Source organism: Streptomyces durbertensis (assembly GCF_014156695.1).
Classification (GTDB): Bacteria; Actinomycetota; Actinomycetes; order Streptomycetales; family Streptomycetaceae; genus Streptomyces; species Streptomyces durbertensis.
In genome coordinates, this window is record NZ_WMLF01000164.1 from 1 (window position 1) to 10902 (window position 10902).

The following is a 10902-nucleotide window of genomic DNA, read 5'->3' on the forward strand; positions in this document are numbered from 1 at the left end:
CCGGGAGACCGGTCATGAGGGGGATGATGACGGCTCGGACACCATGTACCGGTCACGACACACGCGGTGTGTCGCAGGCCGTAGGGTTGCCGGGAAGAGAGCACTTCGCGCCATCCCCAGCGGCGGACAAGGGCGAGGATGGCCGAGAAACCACCGCGAACGTGGAGGACAAGAAGCATGTCGGTCCCCGAGCCAACGGCCGAGACCCGCTGGCGCTGCACCCTGTGCGGCAACCTCACCCGTTTTGACGTCACCCGCAGCAGCCGGGTGGTGGAGTACGTCCACCTGGACCTGGCCGGCGAGCCGAAGGTCGAGGAGCGCGAGGTACTGAGCGAGACGCTGGAGTCGGTGCGCTGCCGCTGGTGCAACGCCGTCGACCAGATCGAGCTGGTCGACCGGCCCGGCGCGCAGGTCTGAGCGAACGGGCGGTGTGAGCGGTGGAGGAGTCGACCGGTGGTGAGCCGGAGCGGGAGCGACGGCCCGCCGAGGAGTCGCACCGTCCGCTGCCGGAGAAGGTCCGGCGGCGGGTGGTGGCGCTCACCGGCGAGGCCGTCGGCGGGCTGACCGTCGCCGACCTGCCCGCACCGCTGCGTCAGTACGCGCGCTTCACCCCCGCCCGCCGTGTCCGGTTCGGCGGCAACGCGATGGCCGCCGCCCTGGAGTCCGACGCGGTGTTCCGGCAGCGGATCGGGGAGCGGCTGCGGGAGGCCGACCCCGAGCTGGTGCAGGCGCTGGAAGGCGGCACAGCGCCCGCCGCGGCCGATCCCGTGGACGTCGCCGCCTTCGCCTACGTCCTGCGGCCCGGTGACTGGGACAAGCTCGTCCAGACCGCGGGCGAGGAGGCGCAGCGCGCCCAGGCGGAACGGGCGGGGGAGCAGGCCGAGCGTGAACTCGTCCGGCTCCGCGAGGAGTTGGCGCAGGCGCAGACCGCCGCCCGGGACGAGGCGGCGCGGCTGAGAGGCGAGCTCGACGCGGCGCGCAGGGAGAACGACTCCCTCCACCGCAAGCTGCGCAGCGCGCTCAGCGACGTCAAACGCGGTGAGGCGGCGGCGCGCAGGGCGAAGGCCGAGGCCGAGGAGGCGCGTTCCCACGCGGCGGCGCAGAAGGCCGCCGCGGACAGCGAGACCCGCCGGCTGCGGGCCCGCGTCGCCGAGGCGGAGGCCGCGCTGGAGGCGGGCCGCCGCGCGGTGCGCGAGGGCCGCAGCGTCGAGGACATGCGGGTGCGGCTGCTGCTGGACACGGTGCTCGACGCCGCGCAGGGGCTGCGCCGCGAGCTGGCGTTGCCGCCGGCCACGCACTCTCCCGCGGACCTGGTGGACGCCGTCGAGCCCGGCCGGATCTCCCCGAAGGACATCGCCCACCGGGCGCTCTCGGAGGAGGACCCGGCGCTGCTCGACCAGTTGCTCGCGCTGCCGCGGGTGCATCTGCTGGTGGACGGCTACAACGTCACCAAGACCGGCTATCCGTCCCTGCCGCTGGAGAAGCAGCGGCTGCGGCTGTTGGGCGGTTTGTCCATGTTGGCCGCCCAGTCGGGGGCGGAGGTGACGTGTGTCTTCGACGGTGCCGAGCTGGCCGCGCCGGTGCTGCTCGCGCCGCCGCGCGGTGTGCGGGTGCTGTTCAGCAAACCGGGGCAGACCGCCGACGAGTTGATCCGCCGGCTGGTGCGCGCCGAACCGGAGGGGCGTCCCGTGGTGGTCGTCTCCACCGATCGCGAGGTCGCCGACGGCGTCGCGGCGGCCGGTGCCCGACCTGTCCCATCCGTCCTGCTTCTGAAGCGACTTGGCCGCACCTGAGCGACCGGCGCGCGAGGCCGGTGGAAGCGTCCGGAAGTGTCCCTTGTCACCTCGCGGGGCGACCGACGCCTACGGAACGTCAGTTGGCGGTCGCGGCGAGTGCGGCAATGGTAAAGGATCGCGCCGGACCGTGAGATTTTCCCGACGAAGATTTGAAGCCGTCCCACGGGCCTCGCTAGTCTCAGGGCCCGAACCTTCGCACGGTTGATCGCCCACCCGGGGTGACGGCGAAGGTACCGCCGAATCCGCGGCGTTCGCGCGGAGCCGGAAGCGGCACCCCTCGCGGGGCGCGCTGCCGGCAGGCGGCTGAGGAAGAAGGAGCTCGCCCCAGTGGCGTCCCACCGTCGTCCCAAGCAGCCGAGCCGTACGCGCGTCACCGTACTCACCGCCACCGCGGCCGCGGCGGTCGCCGTCACGGCGCACACCGCACAGGCCGACCCGAACCCGTCCAAGTCGGACGTCAAGGCGAAGGTCGACAAGCTGTACGAAGAGGCGTCCGCGGCGACGGAGAAGTACAACGGCGCCAAGGAGAAGCACGACAAGCTGCAGAAGCAGATATCCCGGCTGCAGGACTCCGTCGCCCGCAGTCAGGGCGAGCTGAACAAGCTGCGCAACGGCCTCGGCGCGATGGCCACCGCCCAGTACCGCACCGGCTCCATCGACCCGTCGATGCAGCTGCTGCTCTCCGCCGACCCCGACTCCTACCTGGCCAAGGCCGCCACGCTGGACCAGCTCAGCGGCAAGCAGGCCGGCGCGCTCAAGCAGATCCAGGACAAGCAGCGTTCCCTGCAGCAGCAGCGCACCGAGGCCAAGGACAAGCTCGCCCAGCTCGACGGCACCCGCCAGGAGCTGAACAAGAAGAAGCAGAGCATCCAGGGCAAGCTCGCCGAGGCGCAGACGCTGCTCAACCGCCTCACCGCCGCCGAACGGGCCGAGATCGCCCGGCAGGAGGCCGCGGAGGCCGAGCGCGCCAGCCGCTCCGCCGGCGACCGCGCCGACCTCGGCTCCCCCGGCAACACCGCCCCGCCCGCCCAGGGCCGCGCCTCGTCGGCGTACGGCGCCGCGCAGAGCAAGGTCGGCAGCCCGTACGTGTGGGGCGCCGCCGGCCCCAACTCCTTCGACTGCTCGGGCCTCACCTCCTGGGCGTTCCAGCAGGCCGGCGTCTCCATCCCGCGCACCTCGCAGGCGCAGGCGAACATCGGCACCCGCGTCTCGCGGGCCCAACTGGTCCCCGGTGACCTGGTCTTCTTCTACGGCGACCTGCACCACGTCGGCTTCTACGCCGGCAACGGCCAGATCCTGCACTCGCCGAAGCCGGGCGCCAACGTCCGCTACGAGTCGATCAACAACATGCCGTTCCAGTTCGGCGTCCGCGTCTGAGCTGACCTGAGCTGAACGGACCTGCCGCGGCCGGGGACAACCCGGCACGACCCGAACCTCCTCCTTCCGGGTGATTCGGTGACAGGACAAAAGTCCGCGCCCCGCTGCTGACCTGCGTCAGCGGCGGGGCGCGGTCATCCGACGGGCCGTCGGTCCTTGGCCGGTTCCCCGCCGCGCGGCTACTGTCTGGCCCGCGTCGCTCCCATCCGGGGAGCGTCGGCGGAAGGAGTACGGGCCCTCGTGGTGTCACACCGGTCCCCTCGACACAGCCAACCGCTTCCCGCCAGGGGCGCCCGGCTGACGGTGCTGTCCGCCGCGGCCGCCGCCGCGGCGGCGCTGGGCACCGTGCCCGCCGGCGCCGAGCCCGGCGAGGGCCCGGCCAGCGGCGGCGAGGCGTCCGCGCGGGTCGACCGGCTCTACGAGGAGGCGGAGCGGGCCACCGAGAAGTACAACGCCGCCGCCGAACGTGTCGACACCCTGCGGAAACACGTCGAACGCGCCCAGGACCGCGCCGCGCGCGGCCAGGCCGAGGTCAACCGGATGCGGGACTCGCTCGCCTCCGTCGCCGGCGCCCAGTACCGCCACGCCGGCCTCGACCCGATGCTGGCCCTGCTGCTGTCCACCGAGCCCGACTCCTACCTGGCCAAGGCCGCCGTGCTCGACCTCGCCGGCTCCCGCGCCACCGGTCGGCTGCACGAACTCCAGCGCGCGCAGCGCGCCCTGCGCCAGCACCGCACCGAGACCGCCGGCAAGCTCCGGGAGCTGGAGAAGCAGCGCGGCGAACTCGCCCGCCACAAGCGGACCGTGCAGAGCAGGCTCAGCGCCGCGAGACAGCTGCTCAACCGCCTCACCCCGCAGGAACGCGCCGAACGCGACCGCGCCTCCCGCGGCGGCGAGCGCCCGGGGCAGGACGGTCGGACGGCCGCGCCCGCGAGCCTGCCGGCCGCCGCGTCCGGCCGGGCGGGCGGCGCCCTGTCCGCCGCCCAGCGCGCCCTCGGCAGCCCGTACGCGTGGGGCCAGGCCGGACCGTCCGCCTTCGACTGCGCGGGACTCACCCAGTGGGCGTACCGGCAGGCCGGCGTCTCCATCCCGCGCACCTCCCAGGGCCAGGCGCACGCCGGACGCCGCGTACCGCTCTCCCAGGCGCAGCCCGGCGACCTGGTGATCTACCGCGCCGACGCCAGCCATGTGGCCATGTACGCCGGCAACGGCCAGGTCATCCACGCCCCCTACCCGGGCGCCAGGGTGCGCTACGACCCGGTCAACATGATGCCGGTCAGCGCGGTGACCCGGCCGTGAGCGGCGGGCGGGCCGCGCCGTGCGGGCCCCGTCGACCGCGCTGACGCCCGGGCGACGGGGCCCGGCACTCCGGCCGGACCCCGCGCCCGGCACGCGCCCGCGACACGGTGCCGGGGCTGACCCCGGTACCGGTCCCGGGGTCGATACCGCCCCCGGGAGCCGGCCCCACCCGGACCCCGAACCGGGCCGCGGCCGCGGTTCCGGCCGGGACGGCGGGCCCGCACGGCGGGTCCTGCTGCGTGGCGCCGGCGCCGCGCTCGCCGCCGGCGTCCCGCTGGTCGGCTGCGTCCCGCTGGTCGCGCGCGGACCGCTCGGCGTGCTGGAGGGCGCCGCCGGAGCGCTGCTCGACCGGCAGGCCGAGGCGGTCCTGGCCGGCGACCGCGCCGGCTACCTCACCACCGTCGACACCGGCGACCCGGCGGAGGCGGCCCACCACCGCCGCGTGATCGCCAACCTCGGCCGGCTCCCGCTGGCGGAGTGGGCCCACCGCGTCCTGCGGGTGCGGCGGACCGGTGCCCGGCGGGCCGAGGTGGTCGCGGAACTCCGGCACCGGCTGCGCGACTACGACCACGGCCCGCGCACCTCGCTCGAACGGCTGGAGATGACGTGGCACGGCGGCCGCTGGCGGTTCGCCGTCAAGGCTCCGGGCACCCCGAGGCAGTTGTGGGAGCAGGGCGAGATGGGTGTCACCCGGGGCCGGCACAGCCTCGTCCTCACCGTCGGCCGCCCGGCCGGTGAACGAGCCGCCCTGGCCCGGGAAGCCGACCGGGCCGTGCCCCGGGTGACCGCCGCCTGGCCCGGCTTGTGGGCCCGGCGGGTTGTCGTGCTCGCCCCGGCCAGCCTGCCGAACGCCGCCGAACTGCTCGACGGCTCCCCGGCCAGGTACCTGGGCATCGCCGCCGTCACCTCCAGCGAACCCCGCTCCGCCGCCCCCGCCGACCGCGTGGTGATCAACCCCGAGGCGTACGGCACGCTCGACGCCGCCGGGCGGCAGACCGTGATGACCCACGAGACCGCGCATGTCGGCACCCGCGCGGCGACCACCGCACACACCCCGACCTGGCTCTCCGAAGGGCTCGCCGACTGGATCGCTCAACGAGGGCGCCACCCGGACCTCCGGCTCGCCGCGCCCGGACTGCGCGCCGCCGCCCTCGCCGGGCGGCTCCCCGAACGACTGCCCGGCGACGCGGACTTCGCCTTCGACGGCGCGCCGGCCGCGCTCGCACGCGCCTACGAGGCGGGGTGGCTGGCCTGCCTGTGGACGGCCGAGCGGTGGGGCGAGACGCGCCTCGCCCGCTTCTACCGCGCCGCCGGCCGGCCGGGGCCGGGCGCGCTGGACCGCGCGGCCCGGGAGGTGCTGGGCGTCGACGAGCGGGAGTTCACCGCGTGTTGGCGTCGCTGGACCGCCCGGAGACTGGCCGGCTGAGCGGCCCGGCGGGCCGGGGCACCGCCGCCGGAGCGACCACTGTGGAACGCCACAGCGCCACACAGCTGACCACCGCGGCCGCCACCAGCAGACCGTTGCGGACGGCGATCAGCGCCACACCCAGCGGCCGGCTCTCCACCACCATGGAGAAGAACAGCGGGAACTCCAGCACCGTCACCGCCGTGGCCGCCACCACCAGCCACACCGCCGGAAGCTGCCCCGCGGACCGCAGCGCCGCGCACACCGCCGCCAGCCCCACCAGCCACAGCATGTACTGCGGACTGATCACCCGGCTCGTGACGGTGAACAGCAGCACCGCCGCGAACGCCGCGTCCGCGTACGTCGCCGGCGTCCAGACCCGGGCCCGCAGCCGCCACCACAGCAGCCAGCCGAACGCCGCCGCCGTCAGCAGCAGCGAGGCGGTGGCGACCACCCCCACGTACGGGCCGAGGAACTCGATCGAGCCGTAGTTCATCCGCGCCTCGCCGTCCCAGCCGAACCAGCGCGCCACGTGGAACACCAGCGCGCCCAGCGACTCCACCTCCACCCCGCGCTCCCGCTGGTGCGTCAGGAAGCCGAGGGAGCCCGGCGCGAACAGGGCAAAACCGGCCCCCAGTCCGGCCGCCGTCAGCGCGGCGGCACCCCAGGCGAGCCGCGTCGCACGCCCCCGCGCGGTGCCGACGAGCAGCAGCGCCGGCCACACCTTCACCCACGCGCCCACCGCGGCCAGCGCCCCGCCCACCCGGGGCCGCCGGGCCATCAGCAGCAGCGCCGCCACCGCGACCGCCGTCACCATCACGTCGTACCGGGCGTAGGAGGTCGGGCCCAGCAGCGGAAGCCCCACCACCCACACCCACGCCCCGGCCGGACCGTGCCCGTACCGCCGGCGGCCGAACAGCAGCATCAACAGCACCGCCGCGTCGCACACCGCGGCGAGCACGTAGAACGCCTCCGGGTAGCCGAGGAACGGCAGCAGGCCGGGGGAGAGGATCGCCAGCGCGGCCGCCGGCGGATACTGCCAGGTCACGTCGTCGGCCGGGTACGCCCCGCCGCTCAGCACCTCGTACCAGCCCCGGTAGATCACCTCCACGTCCGTATTCACATACGGCTCGGGGAACGCCAGCACCTGGAGAAGACACAGCAGCAGGAGCAGCCGGGTGGCCGCCCAGACGGCGAGCAGACGCATACCCCGACCGTAGTTGTCCAGACCCGCGACCCGGTACTGTCAACGCCGATGGACAAGACCCTGATCGTCACCAACGACTTCCCGCCCCGCCCCGGCGGCATCCAGGCGTTCCTGCACAGCATGGCGCTGCGGCTCGACCCGGCGAAGGTCGTCGTCTACGCCTCGACCTGGAAGCGCAGCGCGGAGGGCGTGGCGGCCACCGCCCGCTTCGACGCGGAACAGCCCTTCACCGTCGTCCGCGACCGGACGACGATGCTGCTGCCCACCCCCCGGGTCACCCGCCGCGCGGTGGAACTGCTGCGCGAACACGGCTGCCGCTCGGTGTGGTTCGGGGCGGCGGCCCCGCTCGGCCTGATGGCGCCCGCGCTGCGCCGCGCCGGCGCCCGCCGGCTGGTGGCGACCACCCACGGCCACGAGGCCGGCTGGGCCCAACTGCCCGCCTCCCGCCAACTGCTGCGCCGGATCGGCGAGTCCACCGACACCCTCACCTACCTGGGCGAGTACACCCGGTCCCGGATCGCCGGCGCGCTCACCGACGAGGCGGCGGCCCGGATGACGCAGCTGCCGCCCGGCGTCGACGAGAAGACGTTCCACCCCGGCTCCGGCGGCGACGCGGTCCGTGAACGACTCGGTCTGAGCGACCGCCCGGTGGTCGTGTGCGTCTCCCGGCTTGTGCCGCGCAAGGGGCAGGACACCCTGATCGAGGCCATGCCGCGGATCCTGGCCGAGGTGCCCGACGCCGTCCTGCTGGTCGTCGGCGGCGGGCCCTACGAGCGCGACCTGCGGGCACTGGCCGAACGCACGGGCGTGGCCGGATCCGTGCGGTTCACCGGCTCGGTGCCCTGGGAGGAGCTGCCCGCCCACTACGGCGCCGGGGACGTCTTCGCGATGCCCTGCCGCACCCGCCGGCGCGGCCTGGACGTGGAGGGCCTGGGCATCGTCTACCTGGAGGCGTCCGCCACCGGGCTGCCCGTCGTCGCCGGGGACTCCGGCGGCGCCCCCGACGCGGTGCTCGACGGCGAGACCGGCTGGGTCGTGCGCGGCGGCGACCCGGCGGAGGCGGCGGCCCGGATCACCACCCTGCTGAAGGACCCGGAGCTGCGCGCCCGGATGGGCGCCAGGGGCCGGGAGTGGGTGGAGGAGCGCTGGCGCTGGGACCTGCTCGCCGAACGGCTGCGCGCCCTGCTCTGACGCCCCCCGGAAGCACACGCGAGGGCGCCGGCCGCCTCGGGGAGAGGTGACCGGCGCCCCCGCGTTCAGACCGTGTGTTCAGGCCGTGTGCGCGTGCGCGCTCAGGCGTACAGCGCCTCGATCTCCTTGGCGAAGTCCTTGGCGACCACGTTCCGCTTCAGCTTCAGCGACGGCGTGATGTGCCCCGACTCCTCGGTGAACTGCGTCGGCAGGACACGGAACTTGCGGACCGACTCGGCCCGCGAGACGGCCGCGTTGCCGTCGTCGATCGCGCCCTGGACGGCCGCCAGCAGCTCCGGGTCCGCCAGCAGCTCGGCCCGCTCAAGACCGGACTTGCCGTGCTCGGCGGCCCAGCGCGGCAGGAACTCCTCGTCCAGCGTGACCAGCGCCGCCACGAACGGGCGCCCGTCGCCGACCACCATGCACTCCGCGACCAGCGCGTGCGCCCTGATGCGGTCCTCGATCACGGCCGGGGCGACGTTCTTGCCGCCGGCGGTCACCAGGATCTCCTTCTTGCGACCGGTGATCGTGAGGTAGCCGTCCTCGTCGAGGGTGCCGATGTCGCCGGTGTGGAACCAGCCGTCCGTCAGCGCCTCGGCGGTCGCGGCCTCGTTGTTCCAGTAGCCGGTGAACAGGTGCTCGCCGTGCAGCATGACCTCGCCGTCGTCGGCGATGCGGACGACCGAGCCGGGCAGCGGCTGGCCGACCGTGCCGATCTTCTGCCGGTCCCACGGGTTGAACGCGGTCGCCGCGCAGGACTCGGTGAGGCCGTAGCCCTCCAGCACGGTGAAGCCGATGCCGCGGTAGAAGTGGCCCAGCCGCTCGCCGAGCGGGGCGCCGCCGGAGATCGCGTACTCCGCCCGGCCGCCGAGGACCGCGCGCAGCTTGGAGTAGACGAGCTTGTCGAACAGCTTGTGCTTGAGCCGCAGCCCGAGCGAGGGCCTGCCACCCTCGCTCAGCGCCCGGCTGTAGGCGATGGCGGTGTCCGCCGCCTTGTCGAAGATCTTGCCCTTGCCGTCGGCCTGCGCCTTGGCACGCGCCGAGTTGTAGACCTTCTCGAAGACGCGCGGGACGCCGAGGATGATGCCCGGCTTGAACGAGGCCAGCTCGTCCGTGAGGTTCTTGATGTCCGCCACGTGCCCGAGCCGGATCGGCGCCATCACGGCGGCCAGCTGCACCATGCGGCCGAAGACGTGCGCCACCGGCAGGAACAGCAGCACCGAGCCGGCGGCCGGCGGGAACAGCGGCTGCAGCCGCTCGACGACGTTGCCGCACTCGGCGAAGAACGAGCGGTGGGTGAGCACACAGCCCTTGGGGCGCCCGGTGGTGCCCGAGGTGTAGACGATCGTCGCCGGGGAGTCGGCGTTCGCGGCGGTGCTGTGCTCGGCCAGCAGCTCGTCGCTGATCCCCGCCTCGGCGCCGGCGGCGGTGAGCTGGGCGACGGCGCCGTCGTCGATCACCCACACCTCGCGCAGCTCGGGAAGCTGCTCGTCGACGGACTTCACCGACGCGGCGTGGCCGGCGTTCTCCACCAGCGCGGCCACCGCGCCCGAGTCGCTGACGATCCAGGCGATCTGCTCGGGCGAGCTGGTCTCGTAGATCGGCACGGTGACGCCGCCCGCGGTCCAGATGGCGAAGTCCAGCAGCGTCCACTCGTAGCGCGTCCGCGACATCAGCGCCACCCGGTCGCCCGGCTTCACCCCGGCCGCGATCAGGCCCCGGGCGACGCCCTCCACCTCGGCCAGGAACTCCTTCGAGGTGAGGTCCTGCCAGCGCGAGGGGTCCTTCGGGTCCTTGCGGGCGATCACCCCGGCGTCCGGGTGCTGGGCGGCGTTGCGGCGGATCAGATCCGTCAGATTCCCGTCGGCGGGTACCTCGTAGAGTGCCGGAAGGCTGAACTCGCGCAAGACTGCTGCTCCTCATCGCTGCCGGAACAGGGACCGTCGCGTCGGCGGCCTCCGTTGGCTCGCATCAAGACCGTGGGCCTTGAGGTTGGACGGGCCGGACGTTACCGATCGGTACGAGATCCGGGTAGGGGTCGGGCCGAGATGTTTTCTGTGTCACACGACGGAAACGCAACCGCCACGGTCGACCAAAACCCTAGTCGACGCCGCTGTCCAGCCGGAAACACGGCAAGCACCCGCCGCACACCCCGTTCCGGTCCGCGGGCCCGCCGGGAACCCCCCGGGCGGCCCTCCCGCAGGTCCTAGGGTGGGCCCATGCAGTCTCAGCGACGCGGGAAGCGGACCCGGATCCACCTGGTGAGCGACGTGCACGGCAACAGCGAGGCGCTCGCCCGCGCGGGCGACGGCGCCGACGCCCTGATCTGCCTGGGCGACCTGCTGCTCTTCGTCGACTACCGGGACCACTCGCGGGGCATCTTCCCCGACCTGTTCGGCGCCGAGGCCGCGACCCGGATGATCGGCCTCAAGACCGCCAGGCGCTTCGACGAGGCCCGCGAGTACGTCAGCGGGCTGTGGGCCACCGTCGACAAGGAGGCGGCCGTGGAGGCCGCCGTGCGCCGCCAGTACGAGCGGCTCTTCGCCGCCTTCCCCACCCCCGCCTACGCCACCTACGGCAACGTCGACCTCCCCCGCCTGTGGGCCGACTACGAACGTCCCGGCCTG

8 protein-coding genes and 1 pseudogene are annotated in these 10902 nt (G+C 74.1%); 7 read left to right on the top strand and 2 right to left on the bottom strand.

Features of this window, described 5'->3' with window-relative positions:
* Positions 1–177: 177 nt before the first annotated feature.
* The 5 genes from GL263_RS13175 (at position 178) to GL263_RS13195 (ending at position 5898) form a co-directional block, all read left to right on the top strand.
* Positions 178–417, top strand: coding sequence for a hypothetical protein (locus GL263_RS13175; RefSeq protein ID WP_182855866.1), 240 nt, complete (start codon positions 178–180; stop codon positions 415–417).
* A 20-nt stretch (positions 418–437) separates the two neighbouring features.
* A complete protein-coding gene (locus GL263_RS13180; protein WP_182855867.1) occupies positions 438–1793 on the top strand; it encodes an NYN domain-containing protein in 1356 nt (451 codons plus the stop codon).
* Between the two features lie 330 nt (positions 1794–2123).
* Complete coding sequence (locus GL263_RS13185; RefSeq protein WP_182855868.1) at positions 2124–3173, top strand: C40 family peptidase; 1050 nt, start codon at positions 2124–2126, stop codon at positions 3171–3173.
* A 240-nt stretch (positions 3174–3413) separates the two neighbouring features.
* The gene (locus tag GL263_RS13190; RefSeq protein ID WP_182855869.1) at positions 3414–4472 is read left to right on the top strand and encodes a C40 family peptidase; all 1059 of its coding nucleotides are present in this window, start codon (positions 3414–3416) and stop codon (positions 4470–4472) included.
* A gap of 316 nt (positions 4473–4788) precedes the next feature.
* The gene (locus tag GL263_RS13195; protein WP_323379379.1) at positions 4789–5898 is read left to right on the top strand and encodes a hypothetical protein; all 1110 of its coding nucleotides are present in this window, start codon (positions 4789–4791) and stop codon (positions 5896–5898) included.
* On the opposite strand, the gene GL263_RS13200 is transcribed toward GL263_RS13195, so the two are convergent.
* Entirely contained in the window at positions 5852–7084 is a 1233-nt protein-coding gene (locus GL263_RS13200; protein WP_182855870.1) for a glycosyltransferase 87 family protein, read from the bottom strand. The two genes, GL263_RS13195 and GL263_RS13200, sit on opposite strands and share 47 nt — an antisense overlap.
* Before the next feature lie 48 nt (positions 7085–7132).
* Here GL263_RS13200 and GL263_RS13205 point away from each other — a divergent pair, with 48 nt between their 5' ends.
* Complete coding sequence (locus tag GL263_RS13205) at positions 7133–8275, top strand: glycosyltransferase family 4 protein (protein ID WP_182855871.1); 1143 nt, start codon at positions 7133–7135, stop codon at positions 8273–8275.
* 101 nt (positions 8276–8376) lie between these two features.
* Here GL263_RS13205 and GL263_RS13210 read toward each other — a convergent pair whose 3' ends face one another.
* Positions 8377–10182 carry an AMP-dependent synthetase/ligase gene (locus GL263_RS13210; RefSeq protein ID WP_182855872.1) on the bottom strand — a complete coding sequence of 602 codons (1806 nt, stop codon included), beginning with the start codon at positions 10180–10182 and terminating at the stop codon, positions 8377–8379.
* Between the two features lie 312 nt (positions 10183–10494).
* Between GL263_RS13210 and GL263_RS13215 the strand changes: the two are divergent.
* A pseudogene (locus GL263_RS13215) lies at positions 10495–10902 on the top strand (metallophosphoesterase); the annotation flags it as partial.

Bases quoted from the DNA above. Each gene is read 5' to 3' on its own strand.
- GL263_RS13175 (WP_182855866.1), top strand. From the start codon at position 178: ATGTCGGTCCCCGAGCCAACGGCCGAGACCCGCTGGCGCTGCACCCTG.
- GL263_RS13200 (WP_182855870.1), bottom strand. From the start codon at position 7,084: ATGCGTCTGCTCGCCGTCTGGGCGGCCACCCGGCTGCTCCTGCTGCTG.
- GL263_RS13205 (WP_182855871.1), top strand. From the start codon at position 7,133: ATGGACAAGACCCTGATCGTCACCAACGACTTCCCGCCCCGCCCCGGC.